The organism is Labrys sp. LIt4 (assembly GCF_017813775.1).
GTDB classification, from domain to species: Bacteria; Pseudomonadota; Alphaproteobacteria; order Rhizobiales; family Labraceae; genus Labrys; species Labrys okinawensis_A.
This window is the reverse complement of sequence record NZ_JAGIPY010000010.1, coordinates 136781-156917: the sequence shown is the minus strand read 5'-3', so window position 1 is coordinate 156917 and position 20137 is coordinate 136781. Positions and strand designations below refer to the sequence as shown.

The following is a 20137-nucleotide window of genomic DNA, read 5'->3' as shown; positions in this document are numbered from 1 at the left end:
AGAATTCACATCGCAAATGGACAGATTGCGCAGATTGCCGCTTGCCGCCGTCCTGATTTGCCGCTATAGGCCCACTCCTTGCCGCTGCTCCCATCGTCTAGTGGCCTAGGACGTCGCCCTCTCACGGCGAAAACAGGGGTTCGAGTCCCCTTGGGAGCGCCAGCAATTTCAGGCGCTTAAGCAGTGCGCCTTGAGCTTCTGGCAAAGTCGTTGCTGTTTTCGTTGCAAATCGTATCCGTAGTCGTGGCTGCATAAGATTGCTATCGGGGCCTATTGTTGTCGCTCCGGTGCTGTGAGATAATGCTTCTGCAGCCGCGCTGCCATCTCTTTCATGCTTCCCTCCTGACCTTCTGCCCCGCCTGCGGCCGTTTCATCGGATCGTTCGGTCGCCGTATGCCTATTGGCCGGCGGCCGCCTCAGGAGGCGGCAATATGCCCACCAAATCGCTCCCCGAGCTGCAAGACACGCCCGCCTGGCGCGAACGGCCGCTCTTGCCCATGCGCACCGCGGCCGAGTTGGCCGGTATTTCGCGCTGCTCGCTCTACAAACTGTCGGCGCAAGGCCGCCTCAAGCTCAAGCGCCTAGCCGGCAGGGTGCTCGTGGAGACCGAGAGCTTCGCCCGGCTTGTCGAGAGCGCCGAAGAATGGGCCCCTGCCCGTTCGCGGCGATCGGCACGTTGAGGGGGCAGCATCTATGGCCAAGCGAGCTCAAAACCACCAACCCACCTCCGTGCTCACCGTCGAAGAGGCATGCGACTATCTGCGGATCTCCCGCAGCGGCCTCTATCGGATCATGAAGACGGAGCGTCTACGTCCCGCACATATCGGGCGCAGAACCGTTTTCCGCCGCTCCGATATCGACGCCTTCCTGGAAACCTGCATCGGGGAGGCGGCGCCGTGAAGTTCAACCCATCGCCCCGCTCACTGTTCGTGAAGGCGCACAACCAACTCGAGCCTCTCATGACCGAAGAGGCCCGGCACCTCTGGCAAAGCCGGCACGCGGCCACGCTCCCGCCCGACCAACGTCTCGCCTTTTGGTACCTGGTAACCGAGGGCATCCCGCCGCACCGGTGGCCGCTCGAGGCGATAGAGGAGATTATCATCAAGCGCTGGATGGCCGCGAACGGCATGAAGGGCAACGATCGCGTTGTCACCCAATTCGCACACACACGCCGGATGGAGCTCATCGCGGCGGCAACGGCTACCGATCTCCATTACGAAGCGCCTGAATGGCCCCTGCGCGACTGGATCATTCGGGGTGCGCTGCTGGGCGAAATAATCGAGAGGCAGCGCGAAGGCCGATCATGGAAGGCCAATACCGTTTGCGAAGCTGTGGCGGCCCGCCTTTCCGAGCCATCTCAAGCACACCGCCCTCGAAAAGACAGGCATTTAGACATCAGCCGCGAACGCGTTCGGCGCGTGTTCGACGACTTCAAGCTTGAATTGGCGGCCGCTTCGCGCGCCTGCGCCCCACTATCCGTGGCCACCTGGAATGTCGTGTACACGGTCGTCCGTCATATAGCCTGCGTGCTCGACCAGATTGACGCCCGAACTCCCGGCCGAAAGGAGTTTGTGCGTGGCGTGCAAATTCTGACCGCTGGCATTGCACATATCACGCCGACAAAGTTGGGGCTTGGAGGTAATTCCGATGGCTCGCAACATTTCCGCCGAAACACACTGGACCCGCCGCCCCCGCGTATCGTTGCAGGAGGCCGCGACAATTCTTGATCACTCCCCCGCGTGGGTTCGAGATCGCATCCTGTTGGGCAAACTGGCAGTGGCGCCGGGCCCGTGGCCGTTGAGCGTCACAACGGTCAGCCTAGCGCTGCTCCTGGCTGACAGAGGCGCCAGAAGGGCCCGCCAGGCGCTCCTCCGACAAAAGCAAGCGAAAGAAGGCCGGTCGCGTCGGCCGCAGCACCTGCGCCTCGTGGTCGACAACACGGCGCCCTAGAAACGAATTGGCCGGCCGCTCGTGGCGACGAGCTACCGGCCGGAGTATTGGATATGCTCTATAAAATTACCAAAAATGAGCCCCGCGAGCAAGTACTCGAGGCTGATCCCGACGAGGTTCTGACGTTCCTCAATGCTGTGTTCAGGCGCTGCAAGGTGGGGGAAGGCAACTACGCGCTACGGGCGTTCGAACATAGTGCCGACGGTCGTTGTGTCTTGCGCCGGGCGGTTCCATTCGACGGGAAGATCAAGGGTGTTTTGATCGAAGCTGCCAACGAGATAGCAGCCCGCTCCGCGCCGTCCGCCGTCTTGAGCCCTCCAGTGTGCATATTCGGCAACGAGACGAGGGACGGGAAAAGCACGGCCACGGAACGGAATGTGCTGGCCGCGCCTGCGATTGTCGTCGACCTCGACAAGGCGCCGCGCGCCGGTTTGGAGGCAGCCCGTTCAGTGCTCGGGCCGCCCACCCTTGTGGTCGAAACCGGCGGCCTGTGGGCGGCACCAGACGGCGTACAGCAGCCTAAGCTGCACGTCTATTGGCGCCTCAAATCTCCGGCCACCAGCGACCAGGAAAAGATCGACCTCAAGCGGGCGCGCAGGCTTGCCGCCTTGATCAGCGGCGGTGATCGAACAGCCGCCGCCCTTTCTCATCCGCTGCGCCTCCCGGGCTCCTGGCACACCAAAGGTGAGCCCCGGCCGTGCCGTGTGGTCGAGAACAATGGGGAGGCCGAGGTCGAATTGACCGCGGCTCTCGAGCTGCTGCAGGCGGAGGCGGACGCCCAAGGGCTAAAAGTCGAGAACAGCCGGCATGCCGACGGCCGCACCGGCTTCAAAGCCGAAACACCCCTTTGTAGAGATGACCTCCTAGCGCTCGCCGCGGCCATTCCTAACCCGGACGCCCCGGACTGGAATAACTGGAGCAATATCGGCATGGCGTTCTATGACGCCAGCCACGGCAGCGATGACGGAGAGGACGCATTTTACGCCTGGAGCGAAAAGGCGGCGAGCGTTCACGATCTCGAAACGGCGCAGTACAAATGGGACCACATCCGTCAATATCCACCGTCGAACATCTCCACGGGTACACTGGTGAGGTTGGCGAGCCGAGCACAACTAGGCTTTCAGCTCCCTAGCGGCGCCACGATCCATGAGGAACGTCGGGCCGAAGACTTCTTCGATCCTGTCGCGGGTAACCCTGACGCGGTCGGCGCTGACGGCCAGGAGTGGCCGGAACCGCTCGACATATTTGGCCACGAGGATCCCGCCAGCCTTTCGGAGCCGCCGCAAGGCGCCCTTCCCGAAATAATAGCCCGGTGGGCACGGAGCGAAGCTCGGCGAAAGGGCGTTCCTCTTACCTTTGCAGCGGCTTCCGCGATGACAGCCGTGGCCGCGGCCATCGGCGGCTCTCTGCGCATTCGGCCCAGGGTACACGATGACGGATGGACGGAGCCTGCCGCCTTTTGGACAGCACTTGTTGCGGATCCGGGGGGCGCCAAGAGCCCGACCATAAGCGCCGCGGTCCAGCCTCTGAGGGAGTTGGATAAGGAGCGCTGGAAGCTGGACAAGCCGCGGCATGACGAATGGTTGGCCGCTAGCAGGCGGCGGGGCAAAGACGCGCCCCCGCCCGGGGCCGAGCCTGCAATACGGCGCTGCGTCGTCGATGACATCACCATGGAGCAGCAGGTTCGCATTCATGCCGCGAACCCGAGGGGCTTGCTGCGCGCTCCGGATGAGCTGGCCGGGCTTCTCGGCTCATTGGGCGCCTACAAGAAGGGAGCGGACGCTGACCGCAGCCAGCTCTTGCGCCTTTTCGACGGCGGCGAAATCACAATCGATCGGGTGGGCAGCGGCACGACCCGGGCTGACAGCTCGCTTATGACCGTGCTGGCGGGAACGCAGCCGGACAAGATCCGGTCTTTGACACGCGATCTTGGCGCCGACGGCCTGCTGCAGCGCTGCATCTTTGTCCTGGATGATGGCGCCGATCGCGTCGGCATCGATGAACCCGCGGACGGGCAAGCACTGGCGGACTATCGGCATCTTGTCCGCCACCTGGCGCAAGCCGAGTACTTGCCGCTCACCGTAGTGCGGGCATCGCCCGATGCCCAAGCCGTGATCGTTGGCGCCTGGCGCAGGATATCGGCGCTCCAGCATCTGCCCGGGGCGTCGGGCGCGCTGCAGGGGCATATAGCAAAATGGGAAAAGCTCCTGTGGCGCATTGCGCTCGTCTTCCACTGCGTGAACGAATTCCGCAGAGCGGGGTGTGTGGATTGCGACATCCCCGTGAGCATGGAGACGGCGCGGCAGGCCGCTCGATTTGCCGGGCACCTCGTGCAGCACAGCATTGAATTCTATCGGCGCAACTACGACGCGAGCACGACCAACACGGAGGCGGTCGGAATAGCCGGATGGCTTTTGACCCGGCCGGACATATCGACGGTCACCCGTCGCGATATTCAACAAGCGAGGAAGAGCCTGGCAGGCGCCGACAACGTCAGGCAGCTGTTGAAGGCCATGGAAGAGCTCGTCATCGCGGGATGGTGCAAGGAGGAAGCTCGCAGGGTGGATGGGGGCACAAAGTGGAGCGTCAACCCCGCAGCGCACGAGCGCTTTATTGGCCGGGCTCAAAGGGAGAAGGAAGAGCGCAAACGCAAACACGAGCTCATCAAAGAAGCCGGTGCGGCGCGGCGTGCTCTGGCCGAAGCGCTCGAATTAAATTCCGCCCGAGGCTTAAATGAAGGGGCATTCGCATGAACGGCGACCAGATTTGTAGAAAATGTAGCTTGCGTGTGCGTGAGGTATATTGCCTTTTGAACCTCTCTCTATACCTATTTCTACAACTATGTATTCGCGCGCAAGAAGCTACATTTTCTACATTCGGCTGCTCGGGTAAAAATAGACGCCCGATCCCTCGCGGGGGGCAAACGGTAGAAAAACAGGCGTACGGCGCGGCCGGCGCCTGTACCGGCCTCGCGGCTCAAACTTTTGTGGTGCATCGTGGCTAACGGCTGGACCGACGCGCGCCGGGCAAGGATGTCGGCAATGATCCGTGAGTGGAAGCCGTGGGCTAAATCGACCGGCCCCAAATCCCCCGAGGGCAAAGCGAGAGTTTCGAAGAACGGTTACCGCGGCGGCTTTCGCGAAGTCGTCAGAGATGCGACGCGCGAGCTCAATCGTGCAATGGCAACGCTGGAGAATGACAGGTGAGCAAGGATCGCAAAAATACCCCGGCGTCAGCTCTCGAAAACGTCCGGCAATATATCGCCACTGAAAGCGCCATGGCCGCGGCCATTGCTCTCACGGAGGTTTGCCGGAGTTCGAAGGCGAGCCCGCAAGCGAAAGCCTCGGCCGGGGCCGCATTACTTCGCGCGAGCGGCTTATTCGACAAGCCATCGGAGAAGTTAATCCCGAAAGATCCGCACGAGATGACGGCGGAAGAGATCGCCATAGAGCTCGACAGATTGGAGCGCGCCGCGCTCAAACGGCAATCCGAGGCCAACGATCGCGACGCGTTCGCTTAGTGGTCGCTTTTACGCGAAAGCTCCAGCGGGCAGTTCGGCAATTCGAGCCCGCAGCCTGGCTACGCCCGCTGCGGTCCAGGCGCCGCGACCAGTAGGCGTCGGCACTCCTTCGGCGTTCAGGGCCGCGGCGACGGTGCGCAGGGCCGTGGAGCCCGTCGGGTCAATCCTCCGCAGGATCGGGGCAAGCGCCCCTGCATGGCCGTCCGCGGCCTCCGTACGGGCCGCCCGGGCTATCGCCGTAGTTTCGGCCGTCCCTGTTGTCCCGCGAAAGCCCCCGAGCTGCACGCCGCGCGCCTTGGCAGCCGCGAGCGCGGCTTTCGTCCTGGCGCTGATCATGCGGCGCTCTTCCTCGGCAACAAGCGCCATGATCCCAACCGTCATGCGATTTGCCGACGGCATGTCGACAGCGACGAATTCCACGCCCGCCTTCTGGAGACCGAGCAGGAAATGCGCGTCGCGCGCCAGCCGATCGAGCTTCGCGACGATCAAGGTAGCGCGGTGGGCACGGCAGAGGGCGAGCGCCTCGGTAAGCTTCGGCCTGGCGGCCTTGCTTCCGCTCTCGATCTCCACGAGTTCGCTTATCAGGGACCAGTCACCGCCGTTCAGGTAGTCGGCAACTGCCTTGCGTTGGGCCTCCAGGCCAAGCCCGGACTTGCCTTGCTTGTCTGTGCTCACGCGAAGGTAGGAAACGAAGCGGCCATGTGCCATCTGTAGAGCCGTATCATTGTGACCATCGAATGTTGCTCACAATGATACATGCACTGTGAACGGTCAAGGGGCCCGAAAACACAAAGCCCGGCGGTCGGCCGGGCTTTGCAACGGGAACCTCAAGTTGGCACGGCCCTATTGCTTTGTGGGCCCCTCCTCGACGCGGTTGCCGCATAGCTGAACAAAGGCATCATGGGCCAATTTCCGAACAGCGGCCGTTTCTGCGTGCAGTACGAGGCACTCTAGCTCGTCTTTGAGGTGCTCGCGATCATCTGCGCCTGATAGTTCTTGCACGGCCCTTCCGAAGGCGCGCATTTCCCTTTCTGCGGTTTCGGGGTCGCTGGAATTGGCCAACCGCGGTTTTTGTAGTTGTCTTTGGATCGCCGTCAGTCGGATTTCCTCCAGCGTCGCATCCCATAGACGTTGCATGTGTCGCGCTAAGCTAGGCCGCGGCCGCTTGCCGGGATTTTCGTAGACGGCGAGCCAATAGTGCCGCCGAGCCAGTTCATTCCCATTAATTGACCAATCGTCTTCGTTGGCGTTGTCGACAAGAGCCGCCGCTTTTTTGTGGTGAGTGATCAGGTCCCGTTCATTCCAAGTTTTACTTTGCTCGAATACCATTTTCATGCTCCTTTCAGGTTAGGAAGTTAAGCATATAAATGATGCATGTAAGTATTTGACTAGTCAACAGAAATTATGTATTAAGTTATTTCATACAAAATACACAAATACATACCGACATTTCAAATACTTACGAGCAATGTCAAAGATAGTTTTTGATTTTATATGACAATGTAGATTTTTGTATTGATACTTTTCATACAAATCATACAGCGATTTGACATCTTCAAGCGCCATCGATCCGAGACGCGGCCCCACTTGGCTCAGCCCCAGCCCGCCCCCTGCCGTCAGACCGATCAGCGCGCCGGAAGCGCCAGTGGCTGCCCATAGAAATTTGCGCCGATCTGGAATTCAGCCCTGCCAAGCCAACCCCCTCACGGTTGTGCAAAACATAAAGTTTTCAGGCTGTTGCGGTGCTCAAAATCCGCGGCCACGCTGGCGTCAGGGTATGCAACGTAAGGATGCAGATCGTGTTCGCCATCACGACCGCAGAAGATCAAACCGCCGCCATCGACGGGTGGTACACCTCCTCGATGCGCCGGGATGACCGCGTTGCGAACCTGCGCAGGCACCTCATGGATGCAGCCTCTGATCGCCCTCTCGTTGAGGTCGCATGGGCGTTGGAAAATGCTCTTGTCATTCTCCGCCGTGGTGGCCTCCATCTTTCCGCAGAACTCAGCGAGGAGCTGACGGCCGCCGTACATCAGGCCTTCGCCCGGGCCGCCGACCGGCTCCCCCTCCATAGCGTCGACGTCTTTGAAGGATTTGCCGCCATCCTGGATGTGTTGGGGGCCAATACCGAGTTTGGCGGCTCCCCGCGGCCCATGCCAAATTTTCTGCGGCGCGAGCTACATCACCGCACCGGCCTTTTCAGGGCTCAGCTCGAGGTCGCGGCACGCAGGGCCGAACTCGAGTTGCTGGCGAACTCAGACGACACTAGCAGCAGGAGCGAGCACGCAACACTCGCAGTTTGCAGCCTCTTGGCCTTTCGCTCTCTGTCCAAGCGCACCATGGAGCAATCCTTATGACGTGTCAGGCCGCCGCATGGTGCGGGCAGATCGCACTGCAATGCGACGCCATTGCCGAGGGGCAGGCAAGCATGGCCGTCTTCCTCCTGCGCGAGATCGTGGAAGCAGCCGAAAGGCCGGGGGCTGTTGAGCTCCTGCCTTACCAGGCAGGCGACTTGGCGCATCGACTGCAGCAAACGCCGCCAATTATTGCGGCTCGCTTCCCCAGCATCCCGAGGACAGCGATCGATCAAGCGATCGTTTGCGCGAGGTTGCTGGTCACGGGCTTGGCAACCCCTGGCTTTCTCTTCGCCGGCTATCTCCCGGCTTTAGTCAATCCGCCCGCCATTCTTGCCGCCGAAATCGAGATCGTCTTGCGCAAGCAAAGCATTGCCAGCCTCACCGAGCGATCCGCTCGGGCGCTCGCTGTCGCGCTGGCGGCTGCCGAGACGCCCAACGAAACAACCATTTTCCAGTGAGGTCGCAAGATGTCTCCCGTCCGTGCGAATGGCTACTATAACGATCCCCAGATCGGCCAGGCTTTTGCCAACCTATCCAGCCTGTTTGACCCGCCTTCCGGCGCCGAAGCTGCCAATTGGGCAGAGGCCAACCTGAGGCGGCAGAAACTCAGCACGATCCAGGGTATGCTTGCCAACCCGAACGACCCGCTTAACGATCGGCGCAGCACGATCATCGGCACCTACGCGCCGACGCAGAGCTATTACGCCGTCGATCAGAACAACGCGACGTCGCGGGCCAACAACGCCGCAGACAACACCCGAGCGCTGCAGCAGACCGGGATTGAACAGTCCGGAGCAAACTATCGTGCCGATACTGCACCCTTGAAAGAGGGAGAGGTCCGAGCGCCCGGTCTCGGTGATCGGTGGGGCGTTCAGGGAAACCCGACAACGGGGCTCGTCAAGCTGTCACCTGGCGAGCAGGTCACGTTGCCGGGCGGGCAAGTGCTTGCCGGCGCGCCGAAGCCTTTGACCATGGACGAATGGCAAGCGCAGCAAGCGGCCGGCTTGCGCACAAAGGGCGCGATTTCCGATCAGGACATCATCGATAGCGCCTTTGGCAAGAACAAGCCCGTCGAGGCCGTCGGTCCGGCCGGAAAGCCGATCTTCATGACGCCGGGCGCCGCGACGCGCACCGGGGCGGAGGTATTTGTCAAGCCCGACGCCGCGGCGCGCCCGGACGTCTTGAATTACACGCTTCCCGACGGCCGGCGCGGCACCGCTTTCGCAGGCCCCGACGGTGCACTCGTTGACAGCCAGACAGGGACCAGGCTTCCGGCAGGTGCGACCACCTTTAAGGGCCAGGCGCAGGGCGCGCCTGATCAGTTCGGGGGCAAGCCGACCGAAGCCAGCGACAAGGCCGCGGCGTTCGCTGTCCGGGGCGGCTTCGCCAATGACCGTATCAACCAATTGCTTGCTGGCGGCTTCGCGCCGAATGCGCGGGATTTCGAGAGCACACAGGGCGTCATTGCCAACAATCTCCCCGTATCGATCGCCAACCAGCTTCCAACCGACCAGGGGCAGCAGTTCGCCACGGCTTCAATCGACTTCCTGAACAGCATTCTCCGCCCCGATACGGGCGCCTCTTTCTCCGCCCAGGAGAAGGCCGACTATTTGCGGACCTTCATTGACCTGCCGGGCGACAGTGAGGGCACGCGCGCCGCAAAGAGGCAGGCCAGGAATTTGGCGATTGCGGCTGTGGCCGGCAATTCGCGCGGCGGCGCCGACCGCTTGGCGCAGGAGGTCCAGAAGCTCGGCCTGCCCGTGCCCGCGCTCCTGCTGAAAAATCTTCGATCCGACGGCCGCACCCCCGACGAAGGGCAGAGCGGGCCGCCCGAGGCGGCAGTTCAGGCTCTGAAGAACAATCCGGGCCTGGCCGAGCAATTTGACGCAAAGTACGGGGCCGGCGCGGCCGCGGCGATTTTGAGCGGGGGCCGCTGATGGGCAACTTTTTCGATCAGTTCGACAGCGGATCCACAGGCGCCAACTACTTCGACCAGTTCGACGCCCCAGAAGCGCCGAAGATGAACGTGAAGGCGCTGGAGTGGGCCTCACAGCCTGGTGTCGTGCGTCAATTCAAGGCTGAGCAGGAGCAGCTGCACGGCGCAACGGAAGGTAGAGGGCCGTCGTTTGCTGGCGACGTTGCGGCGTCGCTCGGCTCCGGCGTGTTGCGCGGGGCGGCAGAGACCGCAATGGCGCCGGTTACAGTCAAGCGCATGATGGAGGGCGGCGTCGATTGGGCGATGCGCAAGGGCGACGGCCTGGTGCGGACGATCTTCGGCGGTGCTCCGCTCAGCGAAGACGAGTGGAACGCGCGCCTCGAGCAGAGCCAACCGGCCCACGGCCTCGATCGCGCGGTGAACGGCGTGCAGGACCAGACGCGTCAGCAAATGAACGCTGGGCTCTATGCTCCGCGCACCACCCCGGGCAAATACGCCGATGCTGTCGGGCAATTGATTCCCGGCGCCGCGATGATGGCGACGCGGGCACCGTCGCTCATGAGCGGGGCGGCCCAACTGATCGGCGACGCGGTGGGGCCAGGGCTGGCGTCTGAGGCAGCCGGGCAGATGACAGAAGGCACCGCCTTGGAGCCGTGGGCGCGCGCCGCCGGTGCTTTTGCGGGCAATCTGGGCGCAGCCGGTGCCCGCTCCTATCTGCCGTCGGCAGATCGATCGGTTGCCCGGGCCACCGCTACCGTCACGCCGCAGCAATTCCAAGCCGCGCAGGATCTGCAGGCCCGCGCCGCGGTGTTCGGCGTCCCCCTGACAGGCCCCGAAGCTCTTTCGCAGGTGACGAGCGGGGCAACCCGTTTGCCGGACCTGCTGCGCGTTGTTGAAAACGCGCCTGGCGGCAACGGCACGACCAATGCTTTCTTTGCGCAGCGACCTCAGCAGGTCCGGGATGCCGTCGGCCGCGTGCTCGATACGCTGGCGCCGCAGGATGCAAATCCCATCACTCTCGGTCCCCGTGTCGCGGAAGCGGCGCAGGGAGCGCTGGAGGGCGTTCAGCGCGATATCAACAGGCAGACGCGGCCGCTCTACCAGGCTGCCGAGCCTCAGATCGTCAATAACCCTGCCGTTGACGCGGCGACCGCAGCCCCGGCTTACGTGGCCTCCCTGCAGCGCCTGAGGAGCGATCCGGTGTTGGGGCCGCAATACGCCCATCTGCCGGACAACTCCGTCGCGGTGATCGACGCAGTGACCAAGGACATGCAAGCCCAAGGCCGCACCCTGGCAAACAGCAGCGTCGCCGGCTTCAATCCCGAGCGTGCGGCCGCCTACAATAGCGGCGCCGCTGATGCCCGCAGTATCGCGCGGGACCCGGCTCAGGGCGGCGTTCAGGCCTATGACGATGCGTTGACGCAGCAGGCGAGCCTGCGAGCCACACAGCTGGAGCCGCTGGAGCAAGGCACCCTCGGCAGCCTGTCCAAGGCGGGCAGCACTCGGCAGGCCTACGAGGCCGTGATGCCGCGGCAGCCGCTCGTTGGCGGCGCGCAGGAGATCGGCGACGCCTTGACCCGCATTATCATGTCGGACCCCAATGCGCCCGTCGGTGCACTGGTGAGGCAGGGCATGGCAGACGTGTTCGACCAAGCCGGAAGGCGCCTGCAGGGCGGTTTGAACCAGTATGCCGGCGCCGGCTATGCAAAGGCGATCGGCGGCACCGATCAGCAGCGGGATAACCTCCGCGCCGTGCTCGGCGCGCTTCCCAGCGGCGGGGCTTCTGTGCCCTCGCTCGATAACGCCCTGGACGTGCTGGCCGCCACCGGCACCCGCGCGCCCAAGGGCAGCGCCACGGCGTTCAATTCGATGATCCAGGATGAGCTTTCAGCGCCTGGTGTTGTCGGCGCCCTTGCGACAGGGGTGAAGACGGGCGGACTGTCGTTCCTGCGGAATGCGGGTGACGCTGCCCGCCGCGCGGCCTTTGGCCGGGGGCTGAACGATCTTGCCGAGCTCTTCGTGTCGCCCGATAGCGTTCAGCGGATCCAGGCCATAGCGGAGCGCGGCGCCGCAAATCCGCTGGTGCAGGCAATCACGCAGACCGGCATGCAGGCGCCGATCGTCATGCAGAACGCTCAGTGAGCCATCAGGCTCGAGGCCGGGGCAGATGATCGAATGCCGGATCTCTGTTCCGGCTTCCCGCCGGATACAGGTTGGCCGGCCCATCGGGGCGTAGGTAGTTGACCGGTGTGCCGGCTCGCCTGGCACGCTTCCAATCGCGCGCCAGCTTCGACCATATCGCGCCAAAGGCTGTCGCCACCAATGCGACAAACAAAAGAGTGAATACCCAGCTCATGACGGCCCCACTTCTATGATCACTTAAAACTAAATTGCCTTTTTCGTCTCGTCTGTCATCCGATAGACATATTCAATGCCATATTTTTCTTTTAAGATCGGTTGGACTTTTTGAATTATTTTAGATAGTTCCCTAAATACGACGCCAGAATCTTCCAATGCAGACTGTATTACGCCATCCAGTTCGAAAATAGTTTTATCGAACTCCCCACGTCTTTCAAGTGGGACGGAAATACTAAACTCCCCTCCAGACCCTGGTAATATTTTTACAATTCTTGAGACGTCTTCTTTTAGACTGTTTATTGTTTCTGATAATGTAATCAGTCGAGAAAAAACTTCGTCAATCATAATTAGCGAAGTTGACATTTCATTGTCGTTTAATTCATAGATAATGCCCAATTCTTCAACAGATACCGTCACCGGGATAGGGGTATTTGCCAATTTTGGTACAGCTTGCCAGGGTTGAGTACTAGGGTCTTTCTTTTTAGAAATTTCAATGCTCTTATTAAGATGGTTGTATATAGCGGACGCACCGCTGCAAATCCGGACCAGTTTGTACAACAACGTATGCGCTAGAGCAGATTTGACTGCGTGCCGCTCTTCCAGTCGCAATTCTTTAGCTTGCCTATTAGTGTACAATTGCATAACAAACGTAACTATTCCACTGCCGAAAGCGCCTATAATCGCGCCAACAATGGCAGATAAAAATTCTTTACTGTTAAATATATCACTATTTTTACTAGTAAATAAGCCAGATGTGAATTCAATAATATCATTCATGAAGCTATACATACGCGTACCCGTTTTTCGCAAAGATCTCGTCATCATAAGATGACGCATTAAATTCTCGCAGCCGGTTTGCTGGACAGTCGCAATGTGCCGGTCGTTTGGTAGACAACGCGGCGACAGCGGCTGCAGTGCAGGCCCTGACCGCTCGGGCGGTCGTCTGGGGCTGACGACACCTGCTAGCTGTCGCCTTTCGAGCAAGTGCGCTTTGACTGGCTGATCGTTCCGTTGTTGCACAGGAACTTGCCATTCGAGGTGCAGGCTTTAACGCCGCCCTTCTTTCCGGAACACGGCGTGTTTCTAGCTTCGGCAATGCCGGCTGCCAGGATGACGCCGATCACGGCGATGATAGTCGCAATCTTCATGTTTGCCCCCAGTCCCCTCCACATGTGTGATTGGAACCTGGGGCGTGACGAGACCGTGAAGTTTGGTCGCCTACCATGACAAAAAGGACCTGGCCGGGCTACCTAATGAAAAGATCCGGCTGCACCCAGCGCGCCGGGATGGGGAAAAAGGGAGTGGCGGATCGCTGTTTTTTAACGAAGTTGCATACAGCACTTCATCCCCGCCACAGATCTCACCACTCCCTTGTCCCTCGCGGGACCTCGTAAACTACGCCTCCCAACGGTAGGGAGTGCGATCAAGCCATATTCGATGAAGGATGACGGCTAGACGACGGGACACGGCGGTGCGGGCAATTTTGGCGCCGCGGCGCTCAGCAACTCGCGCTCCCCAGACTTTCAGGGGAGAAGGCTTTGCATTTGGCCGAAGGAGAATTGAGGCAGCTGCTCTCAATATGTGCCGCAAGTAGGTATCGCCGAAATGGGAGATTTTTCCCCGCCGGTCGACCCCTCCAGATTGGTATGTTCGCGGTGTCATCCCGAAATGCGCGCCCATCGATCGTGAGCGTTTGAAACGAGTGGGGTCGTCGACCGTTGATCGGTAAACCAATGCCACGAGCGGCCCGACACCAGGCACGGTCATCAGGAGGTGGCAAATCTCGTCCGAGTGGGCTGCGGCAAGCACCTGTTTATGCAGAGCCGTGAACTGCTCTTCCAGGGTTTCTCTGGCTTGCAAAAGAGGTTGGATGATCTCGCTCAGCGCTAGTTGTTTTGCGACGAGTTTTCGGACATGCGCCTGATAGCCTTTTCGCGAGACGTGGCCGAGTTTGATACCGAAAGCGTGCAGCGTTCCCCTAATGCACTGCTCAGTTGCGATCAATTTTTGCTGGAGAAACCGGCGGTTGTTCAAGAGCGACTTGATTATCTGACGATCGAGGGATTTGACATGTACCGCCTTGAAGAACCCAAAGCGCATTATTTCGGCGATGCCGCGGGCATCATTGCGATCGGTTTTGTTGAGACGGGCTTTGAGCACTGAATGTGCGTGTCGCGTCTCGATGCAAGTCACTGGAAACTTACGCTGCTGCAGCTCGCGATACAGCCATTGCGAGATTGGACCCGCCTCAAGTCCCACGGCCGCGCATCGACGCTTTTCTTTAGCGAGGAACTTCGCAATAGGTTTGGGAGAACTCTCTACAATCCCCTCCCGAACAAAATTGCCAGCGTCGTCGACTACGCAGACACTTGTCGTTTCAACCGAAATATCTAGCCCCACGTAGAACTTCATTGTGCCGCCCTAGCTAGAGAAAATAGCGATGCATAGCCGCACTGTTTGCAGGGTGGATGACAACAGGATGTTGATGCGGCCTTCTCCTGGTCCTTGGAAAGACAGATTTGACCGATGATCGTGTTAACGTGGTGCTGCCTTACCCCGCCTCCCACAGGCACGTCCGCGCTGGCGAGCCCTGCCGTTCTGGCGTTGCGCGTGATGGCTGGATCTCGCAGCCCGGCCATGATGCACCGTTGCGCTGGCACCCTTTCCCCGTCGTGCTATCGTTCCGGGGCTAACCAGTTCTCCGAGACGTCTCCGGCGGGTAGGTCTAGTTGCCGTTTGGACTTCGGCAGGTGGGCCGCCCTTGCGGCCCAGCGGGTACGCCACATAGTATTCGAGTTCTTAGAGGGGCGCTGGCCATGGGTTTGAAGGCGATTGCTGGGTCAACAGCTAGTGCGATTGGCCGGGGTTTCCGCGCCACCTATCATTTCTTGCAATCAATTCTCCTCCCATTAGGGGCTATTTTGGCCCTTGCAGAGGCACTGTACCTTGCCTGGATCGACAAACTAGGAGGGGCAGGTGTAGCGGCTGCGCTATTCGTTCTCATCTTCTTATTCAAGCACTTCCCCCAATTGGAGAGCTTCAAGGGCCTGGGGATCGAAGCGAAGCTACGCGAGCGTTTGAAGGAAGCCGACGATATTATAGCGAGCATCAGACAGCTTTCGCTCGTGTCCGCCCAGCAGTCCTATTTGCAGCTTGCCTGGATGAACCGCCTAGGGACGCCATCCAATGCAGACAAAAGGGCGTTATCTGGTCGATTTCAGGATTTGCTACGACATTTAAAAATATCTGAAGCGGAGATTGAGGAGGCAAGGCGCCCGCTCATCGCGATGAACTTGTATGATTTGTGGCTTCAAGTCTACCGGGTCTTATCGGAGCGGGTTAACTACCGCATAAAACAGCTGACTAAGGAGCGCCAATCATTGGTGCCGGCTGGCACTCCAATGCAAGTAGGATCCGCTGAATATGCGAGAGCCTGCCAGATCGATGAAGAAACCAGACGGCTTAGGGAAGCGCTGGAATTCGACAGCGAACGCATGTTGAATGACGTGCTCGACTTAGATCGAGACCCGTTCGGCGGCGTTGTCAAGCGCGTGGGTCTTGGTGCCGAAGATACGCCCATCCTTCTTGGATATGCGACGAAGGCCCTGGCCCTTGCACGCGATATCAAAAAATCCGGCGGCATGACTGATGAGGCCGAAGCTTTCATCGGCGAGAACAAACACAACGAAACGGCCCGAGCCTATCGCGAATTATTCAGTGAATAGGACGGCCCGGTGGCATCAGGCCATACTCCCCCATCGAAATAAATCCGGCCTGGGGCGCGCTTCTGGCACATCGACAGGGTCAGAGACGTCTGCCGTCTTGTAGGACGGGCTGTTGACCTTGTTCGATATCGGCCAAATGTCCATGAGCTCCGAAGGGTACGGGACCATCAGGTCATCAGGATCCGGCTCGATGCATGCGATCCAGCGATCATAGTTCTCGGCTGCCAGGATTACCGGCATGCGATCGTGGATCGCTGCCATCAGGCTGTTTGCCTCGCAGGTCACTACGGTGAAGGTGTTGGTTTGCTGCCCCGTCGCGGGATCGATCCACGTGTCATAGAGGCCGGCGACCGCAAAAGGCTGACGGTCCTTCATGGCGATCGCGTAGGGCTGTTTCCTTTGGCCCTTTTTGAGCGGCATACCGTCCTCTAGGATCTTCTGCCACTCGTAGAAGAGCTGGATGGGCAGCAGGCAGCGCTTGCGCCGATAGGGCAGCTTGAACGCGCCGTTGGTCTTGACGGTCTCCTTTCTGGCGTTCGACGGGTATTTCCAGCCGGAGGGGTCTTTCAGCCAGGCCGGCAGCAGCCCCCATTTCATGGGTGTGTGGACGGTACGGCCGTGGCCGGGGTGCCGGCGGATGATCCAGAACCATTCGCCCGGCGCGCCGTTCCGGTTCTCTTTGTAGGCCCGGGCAAGCTCTTCCTCGGACGCGTCCATTTCCGAGCTGATGCCGGGCAGATCCGGGCCATTCTGATGCACTCTGCCGCACATATTGCCCTCCGTCTCAATCGCTGGCGCGGCGCCGCCGGCAACCTATACAATGAGAACGAAAAAAGAACAAACCGCTGGACACGACCAAACCGCGAGCCTAGCCTTCCGCCGCCCTTGGAGGGGATAGAATGATAGCACGATCGGTCGACAACAAGGCGGCGGGGCCGCCGCTGGACCTGGACACCCGGGTCGACAAGGCGATTGCAGCCTGTGACGGCGACGCCAGGGCGGCCGTACGGGCTCTGATCATCCTGACGGATCACCTGCAGGCCGACCTGGCAGCCCAGACTGAGGCGGCTAGCCGCCTGGCCGAGGGCATCTCCCGAGGCTTCATGCGGGGCCGCTGGTGATGCGCCGAAACGAGCTCTATCCGCCAATGATCGACCGCGGCTGGCCCCACCAAATCCTTCTCCCTCAGGAAACCTGCGGAGGCAGAAACTATGACGTCGTCCACGGCTTCTGTCGCGACGAAGGCTTGAGCCTTTGCCCCCGGGGGCATTCGGTAAGCCGGGATGCAGTGCATTACGTGGTCTTCTGCTTTGCCGATCGGGAGCATGCGGAACGCTTCAAGGCGCGCTTCGGTGGGGAATGGTTCAACCGGAAGGCCTGGAACGACGAGGAGCGGGCCGCCTGCATGGCGCGGAAAGGGTTGCACAAGGTGCGCGGCCGATGGGTGCCGATATCGAAACCGCCCGGCCGCTGATGCTATGAGGGAAGAATGAAATCAGTTCTGCGTATCGTCTTTGGCATCCTTCTCCTCACCGCGCCGGCTGGCGCCGCCACCTATGAGGCTGTCGATGGCAACCGCATCATCGTCCTCGATGGCGACACCGTCGCGCTACCTTGCAAGAAACCAGGGCGGGGCTGCGCGGAGCGGGTGAGGCTGCGCGACATCGATGCGCCGGAGGTCTTCCACCCCGATTGCGCGGAGGGCCTGCAGCAGGGCCTTAAGGCGAAGGCGAGGCTGGTACAGCTGATCAGGGGTAAGGCGGTCTATGTGGAGCGTGATGGTCACCGCGATCTCTACGGGCGCACCCTTGGGGCGCTCCGGATCGGCAACCCCTCCGGGCTCAATGCCGGCATGCAGTTGGTTCGCGAAGACTTGGCCCGGCCATGGAAGGGCGGCGCCGCAGCGCGGGAGGAACGCCGGTTGTGGTGGTGCGGGCCTCAAATGCCCGATCACTAGAGACCTGTAACGGCGCTACTTTTTCCAAGGCAGCCGAAGCTGCGATGTCGATTTTGACAAAAAGGATGCGCTTTTTCGGCAGTGTCCAGCCAATGCATCGCGAAAGTTTGACGCCGCGGCCTTTACAGTTAAGGCGTCATCAACCGACGACCGGATGATGACGATCAACTGTGCGCCCGCACTGTGGACCTGGCGCACCCTATCGGGCTCAAACTTGACCTTCACCGTTTGAAAGTCGCCGCCTTGTATGGCTTCTTCCAAGCGCGTAAATCTGGACCATATTTTGATTTGGTTCTCGCTCGAGAACCGACTGCAAAGCGTCTGAATTAATCCCTCGAGCTGCAGCCCCAAGCCGATAAGCTCGGCCTCGGCGCGAAGCCTTTCGACGGGCCGCGGCGTCTGTTGCGTGTCGATCGGTAGATCGAGAAGCCAATATTCGCTCGATTTAGCTACATAGTCATCGATGAGTGCACAGACCCTGTTTACACGGTCATTCCACGCGTCACGCCCATACTGCCACCAGCGCAGCACCGTACCGCCAGCGAGCGTCAAAACCGCGGTCAGAATGGCAACGAAAAAGGCCTGCATGCCTTAAGCAGCCGCTGCCCGCATGTAATCTTCAATTTGCGTAGGGTAGGTGCTTACGCGCGGGGTCTTGGCCTGAAAACGGATGAGCCGCAGAGCTTCTTCCAATGTAACTTCGCCGGAACGAAGCAAGCCGCCGAATGCCTCCTCCAAAAAGGAGGGAGGGAGCCCTGCAACGCCATCAATAGAAATGACGACGTGAGATCCTTCAACTTCCGCCCGCCTTATCGAAGGCAAAAGATGCTCTTGGAGGAAACGCTCGCCACTGTACGGCCCATCTTCATAGTGCCGCCCACCGGGAAATGGCGTAAAATCCCGGGCGATATTGATGATAAGATCTTCGCTCATGTCATCACCGGAAGCTTAGCGCGCCATACGATCAATGTCCCGCGGATAGGGGTAACGTTGGTACTCACCACAGGTTCCATTCCCTTATAACGCGTGTATTCGCCCCTTCGGCTGCGGATTGCGACATAGCCATCGTCACACAACTCGATGACATTGTCGATGGCGGGGAGACCCTTACCTCTGTTCTCGCGTCCTGTGCGGGATTTTCCCAGTCGCATGGCTAGTGAAATTGAAAAACCATCCGCGCTATCGTCTGTCACCGAAAGAGGGCGACCCCGAGCTTTACGCCAAAGTCGCTTGAAAATGTGACTGAGCGGCCACTTTGGCGCCGGCCCCGCAAGTGATACCGGGATAGATACACCGTGGTCATATATGGAGCATACCAGTTCCCTGGTAGAGGTATCGAAGGATCCGGACATCCACCACAGTCGCGTCGCTGCATTCTCGTCAGCCATCGTGGCGTAAGCATGGTTCGCCGTGTTCAGGATCGCCTCAAACAATCCCGCGTAGATTTCAGGCGGCAACAGCTCGAACGACAGCCCCAGATCCGACAAGAAAGAGCCTATCTCGGGGCCAGGGGCGTCGCCACAAGCTCTAAACCTTCTGATCGTTTGCGTGCCACTGACGAAAATAGGAGCGGTCGGCCGGTCTACGCCGCTGAGTTCCAGGAACCCCACCGCCGCGAGCATCGACCGGACGTCTGGCTTCCACTTATAGATATCGATTGCGGACGGGCGCCAACGACCAAGCGTAGAAGCTCTATGATACTCTGAGGCTATCATTAGCGCTACAGGAATAGTTATTCTATCAATTGTAGAGAAATCCCAATAGCTGTTAAATATTGGCGCGGTCGCAAATGCTCTTCTCTGCCGCCTATTGAATGAAAAAGACTTGCCCGACCGCAATGTATTTGAAAGATCATTTACAAATGCGATCGTAGGCTCATAGTTTTCAAGAACGCTCAACACGGCAGGAGCGGCCTTAATAGGCCCTTTTGCAAGTCCCTGACGGCGTTTGCCATCCTGATATACCTGAACAGGTAAATATCCTGGCGGGAGCGGATGACGTCCATGCTGCGCCTCCGCCCATTTTCCACTCTTCCAGCGGTATGGCCGGGGCCGGCCGCCCTGTTGAGCGCGACGGATCTGCCATCTACGCGCCTTCGGCGAAAGTTTCTTCAACTGAGCATTCCGAGAAACTGCAAAGCGCTATAGCTCAGCGGGCCGCCCGGAGCGCGAATAGCTAAAAGACGATATTTAGGAACGGACCCCATTGCAAGCATCGGACGGATATCCCAGCAATTATTCACTGTATAGAATGGAAGGTTCGTACGAGCGAGGACGCCGAACTGTCCTCAATGCGATTTTTAGATCGGGGTCAACGCAAGATGGTCCAGGCGGG

Annotated in this window: 23 protein-coding genes and 1 tRNA gene; 15 read left to right on the top strand and 9 right to left on the bottom strand. The window is 60.0% G+C overall.

Annotated elements, in window-relative coordinates:
• Window positions 1-86: 86 nt before the first annotated feature.
• The 7 genes from J8I29_RS19335 to J8I29_RS19305 all read left to right on the top strand — a co-directional run bounded on the left by J8I29_RS19335 (window position 87) and on the right by J8I29_RS19305 (window position 5470).
• A tRNA-Glu gene (locus tag J8I29_RS19335) sits at window positions 87-162 on the top strand.
• 269 nt (window positions 163-431) lie between these two features.
• Entirely contained in the window at window positions 432-680 is a 249-nt protein-coding gene (locus J8I29_RS19330) for a hypothetical protein (RefSeq protein WP_209432910.1), read from the top strand.
• A 13-nt stretch (window positions 681-693) separates the two neighbouring features.
• The gene (locus tag J8I29_RS19325) at window positions 694-900 is read left to right on the top strand and encodes a helix-turn-helix domain-containing protein (protein ID WP_209432909.1); all 207 of its coding nucleotides are present in this window, start codon (window positions 694-696) and stop codon (window positions 898-900) included.
• Between the two features lie 59 nt (window positions 901-959).
• Entirely contained in the window at window positions 960-1727 is a 768-nt protein-coding gene (locus tag J8I29_RS19320; RefSeq protein WP_209432908.1) for a hypothetical protein, read from the top strand.
• Window positions 1728-2003: 276 nt separating this feature from the next.
• Complete coding sequence (locus J8I29_RS19315) at window positions 2004-4703, top strand: DUF3987 domain-containing protein (protein ID WP_209432907.1); 2700 nt, start codon at window positions 2004-2006, stop codon at window positions 4701-4703.
• Window positions 4704-4991: 288 nt separating this feature from the next.
• Window positions 4992-5156 carry a hypothetical protein gene (locus J8I29_RS19310; protein WP_209432906.1) on the top strand — a complete coding sequence of 55 codons (165 nt, stop codon included), beginning with the start codon at window positions 4992-4994 and terminating at the stop codon, window positions 5154-5156.
• On the top strand, window positions 5153-5470 hold the full coding sequence (locus tag J8I29_RS19305) for a hypothetical protein (protein ID WP_209432905.1): 318 nt from the start codon (window positions 5153-5155) through the stop codon (window positions 5468-5470). Before J8I29_RS19310 ends, J8I29_RS19305 begins: the two co-directional genes overlap by 4 nt.
• Window positions 5471-5479: 9 nt before the next feature.
• Here the strand turns inward: J8I29_RS19305 and J8I29_RS19300 are convergent, their stop codons facing one another.
• Together J8I29_RS19300 and J8I29_RS19295 are read right to left on the bottom strand one after the other, a co-directional pair.
• On the bottom strand, window positions 5480-6178 hold the full coding sequence (locus tag J8I29_RS19300) for a recombinase family protein (RefSeq protein WP_209432904.1): 699 nt from the start codon (window positions 6176-6178) through the stop codon (window positions 5480-5482).
• Between the two features lie 135 nt (window positions 6179-6313).
• A complete protein-coding gene (locus tag J8I29_RS19295; RefSeq protein ID WP_209432903.1) occupies window positions 6314-6805 on the bottom strand; it encodes a hypothetical protein in 492 nt (163 codons plus the stop codon).
• A gap of 455 nt (window positions 6806-7260) precedes the next feature.
• On the opposite strand from J8I29_RS19295, the gene J8I29_RS19290 reads away from it, so the two are divergent.
• Genes J8I29_RS19290 through J8I29_RS19275 form a run of 4 tightly spaced genes read left to right on the top strand, consistent with a single transcriptional unit; the run spans window position 7261 to window position 11905 of the window.
• Window positions 7261-7827: a hypothetical protein gene (locus J8I29_RS19290; RefSeq protein ID WP_209432902.1), complete on the top strand. Its 567-nt coding sequence runs from the start codon at window positions 7261-7263 to the stop codon at window positions 7825-7827.
• Window positions 7824-8285, top strand: coding sequence for a hypothetical protein (locus J8I29_RS19285; protein ID WP_209432901.1), 462 nt, complete (start codon window positions 7824-7826; stop codon window positions 8283-8285). Before J8I29_RS19290 ends, J8I29_RS19285 begins: the two co-directional genes overlap by 4 nt.
• Window positions 8286-8294: 9 nt before the next feature.
• Window positions 8295-9764 (top strand): hypothetical protein, encoded by a 1470-nt coding sequence (locus J8I29_RS19280; protein WP_209432900.1) that lies wholly within the window; start codon window positions 8295-8297, stop codon window positions 9762-9764.
• On the top strand, window positions 9764-11905 hold the full coding sequence (locus J8I29_RS19275) for a hypothetical protein (protein WP_209432899.1): 2142 nt from the start codon (window positions 9764-9766) through the stop codon (window positions 11903-11905). The genes J8I29_RS19280 and J8I29_RS19275 overlap by 1 nt, the downstream gene beginning before the upstream one ends.
• A 243-nt stretch (window positions 11906-12148) precedes the next feature.
• Here J8I29_RS19275 and J8I29_RS19270 read toward each other — a convergent pair whose 3' ends face one another.
• From J8I29_RS19270 to J8I29_RS19260, 3 genes are all read right to left on the bottom strand, one after another.
• Entirely contained in the window at window positions 12149-12898 is a 750-nt protein-coding gene (locus J8I29_RS19270; RefSeq protein ID WP_209432898.1) for a hypothetical protein, read from the bottom strand.
• A 185-nt stretch (window positions 12899-13083) separates the two neighbouring features.
• Entirely contained in the window at window positions 13084-13269 is a 186-nt protein-coding gene (locus J8I29_RS19265) for a hypothetical protein (RefSeq protein WP_209432897.1), read from the bottom strand.
• Between the two features lie 247 nt (window positions 13270-13516).
• The gene (locus J8I29_RS19260; RefSeq protein ID WP_209432896.1) at window positions 13517-14533 is read right to left on the bottom strand and encodes an IS110 family transposase; all 1017 of its coding nucleotides are present in this window, start codon (window positions 14531-14533) and stop codon (window positions 13517-13519) included.
• A 404-nt stretch (window positions 14534-14937) separates the two neighbouring features.
• Between J8I29_RS19260 and J8I29_RS19255 the strand changes: the two genes are divergently transcribed.
• Window positions 14938-15846: a hypothetical protein gene (locus J8I29_RS19255; RefSeq protein WP_209432895.1), complete on the top strand. Its 909-nt coding sequence runs from the start codon at window positions 14938-14940 to the stop codon at window positions 15844-15846.
• A 15-nt stretch (window positions 15847-15861) separates the two neighbouring features.
• On the opposite strand, the gene J8I29_RS19250 is transcribed toward J8I29_RS19255, so the two are convergent.
• Window positions 15862-16617 (bottom strand): SOS response-associated peptidase, encoded by a 756-nt coding sequence (locus tag J8I29_RS19250; RefSeq protein WP_209432894.1) that lies wholly within the window; start codon window positions 16615-16617, stop codon window positions 15862-15864.
• A 128-nt stretch (window positions 16618-16745) separates the two neighbouring features.
• Here J8I29_RS19250 and J8I29_RS19245 point away from each other — a divergent pair, with 128 nt between their 5' ends.
• The 3 genes from J8I29_RS19245 to J8I29_RS19235 are packed head-to-tail and all read left to right on the top strand — an operon-like array spanning window position 16746 to window position 17803.
• Complete coding sequence (locus J8I29_RS19245) at window positions 16746-16967, top strand: hypothetical protein (protein WP_245197152.1); 222 nt, start codon at window positions 16746-16748, stop codon at window positions 16965-16967.
• A gap of 26 nt (window positions 16968-16993) precedes the next feature.
• Entirely contained in the window at window positions 16994-17320 is a 327-nt protein-coding gene (locus J8I29_RS19240) for a hypothetical protein (RefSeq protein WP_209432893.1), read from the top strand.
• 15 nt (window positions 17321-17335) lie between these two features.
• Entirely contained in the window at window positions 17336-17803 is a 468-nt protein-coding gene (locus tag J8I29_RS19235; protein WP_209432892.1) for a thermonuclease family protein, read from the top strand.
• A 15-nt stretch (window positions 17804-17818) separates the two neighbouring features.
• Here the strand turns inward: J8I29_RS19235 and J8I29_RS19230 are convergent, their stop codons facing one another.
• The 3 genes from J8I29_RS19230 to J8I29_RS19220 are packed head-to-tail and all read right to left on the bottom strand — an operon-like array spanning window position 17819 to window position 19917.
• Window positions 17819-18391 (bottom strand): hypothetical protein, encoded by a 573-nt coding sequence (locus tag J8I29_RS19230; protein WP_209432891.1) that lies wholly within the window; start codon window positions 18389-18391, stop codon window positions 17819-17821.
• A 3-nt stretch (window positions 18392-18394) separates the two neighbouring features.
• The gene (locus J8I29_RS19225) at window positions 18395-18736 is read right to left on the bottom strand and encodes an STAS-like domain-containing protein (RefSeq protein ID WP_209432890.1); all 342 of its coding nucleotides are present in this window, start codon (window positions 18734-18736) and stop codon (window positions 18395-18397) included.
• Window positions 18733-19917 (bottom strand): hypothetical protein, encoded by a 1185-nt coding sequence (locus J8I29_RS19220; RefSeq protein WP_209432889.1) that lies wholly within the window; start codon window positions 19915-19917, stop codon window positions 18733-18735. Before J8I29_RS19220 ends, J8I29_RS19225 begins: the two co-directional genes overlap by 4 nt.
• Window positions 19918-20137: the final 220 nt, after the last annotated feature.

Coding starts and splice junctions, on each gene's coding strand:
- J8I29_RS19330 (WP_209432910.1), top strand. CDS start 432: ATGCCCACCAAATCGCTCCCCGAGCTGCAAGACACGCCCGCCTGGCGC.
- J8I29_RS19325 (WP_209432909.1), top strand. CDS start 694: ATGGCCAAGCGAGCTCAAAACCACCAACCCACCTCCGTGCTCACCGTC.
- J8I29_RS19320 (WP_209432908.1), top strand. CDS start 960: ATGACCGAAGAGGCCCGGCACCTCTGGCAAAGCCGGCACGCGGCCACG.
- J8I29_RS19315 (WP_209432907.1), top strand. CDS start 2,004: ATGCTCTATAAAATTACCAAAAATGAGCCCCGCGAGCAAGTACTCGAG.
- J8I29_RS19310 (WP_209432906.1), top strand. CDS start 4,992: ATGATCCGTGAGTGGAAGCCGTGGGCTAAATCGACCGGCCCCAAATCC.
- J8I29_RS19300 (WP_209432904.1), bottom strand. CDS start 6,178: ATGGCACATGGCCGCTTCGTTTCCTACCTTCGCGTGAGCACAGACAAG.
- J8I29_RS19295 (WP_209432903.1), bottom strand. CDS start 6,805: ATGAAAATGGTATTCGAGCAAAGTAAAACTTGGAATGAACGGGACCTG.
- J8I29_RS19290 (WP_209432902.1), top strand. CDS start 7,261: ATGCAGATCGTGTTCGCCATCACGACCGCAGAAGATCAAACCGCCGCC.
- J8I29_RS19285 (WP_209432901.1), top strand. CDS start 7,824: ATGACGTGTCAGGCCGCCGCATGGTGCGGGCAGATCGCACTGCAATGC.
- J8I29_RS19280 (WP_209432900.1), top strand. CDS start 8,295: ATGTCTCCCGTCCGTGCGAATGGCTACTATAACGATCCCCAGATCGGC.
- J8I29_RS19275 (WP_209432899.1), top strand. CDS start 9,764: ATGGGCAACTTTTTCGATCAGTTCGACAGCGGATCCACAGGCGCCAAC.
- J8I29_RS19270 (WP_209432898.1), bottom strand. CDS start 12,898: ATGAATGATATTATTGAATTCACATCTGGCTTATTTACTAGTAAAAAT.
- J8I29_RS19265 (WP_209432897.1), bottom strand. CDS start 13,269: ATGAAGATTGCGACTATCATCGCCGTGATCGGCGTCATCCTGGCAGCC.
- J8I29_RS19260 (WP_209432896.1), bottom strand. CDS start 14,533: ATGAAGTTCTACGTGGGGCTAGATATTTCGGTTGAAACGACAAGTGTC.
- J8I29_RS19255 (WP_209432895.1), top strand. CDS start 14,938: ATGGGTTTGAAGGCGATTGCTGGGTCAACAGCTAGTGCGATTGGCCGG.
- J8I29_RS19250 (WP_209432894.1), bottom strand. CDS start 16,617: ATGTGCGGCAGAGTGCATCAGAATGGCCCGGATCTGCCCGGCATCAGC.
- J8I29_RS19245 (WP_245197152.1), top strand. CDS start 16,746: ATGATAGCACGATCGGTCGACAACAAGGCGGCGGGGCCGCCGCTGGAC.
- J8I29_RS19240 (WP_209432893.1), top strand. CDS start 16,994: ATGATCGACCGCGGCTGGCCCCACCAAATCCTTCTCCCTCAGGAAACC.
- J8I29_RS19235 (WP_209432892.1), top strand. CDS start 17,336: ATGAAATCAGTTCTGCGTATCGTCTTTGGCATCCTTCTCCTCACCGCG.
- J8I29_RS19230 (WP_209432891.1), bottom strand. CDS start 18,391: ATGCAGGCCTTTTTCGTTGCCATTCTGACCGCGGTTTTGACGCTCGCT.
- J8I29_RS19225 (WP_209432890.1), bottom strand. CDS start 18,736: ATGAGCGAAGATCTTATCATCAATATCGCCCGGGATTTTACGCCATTT.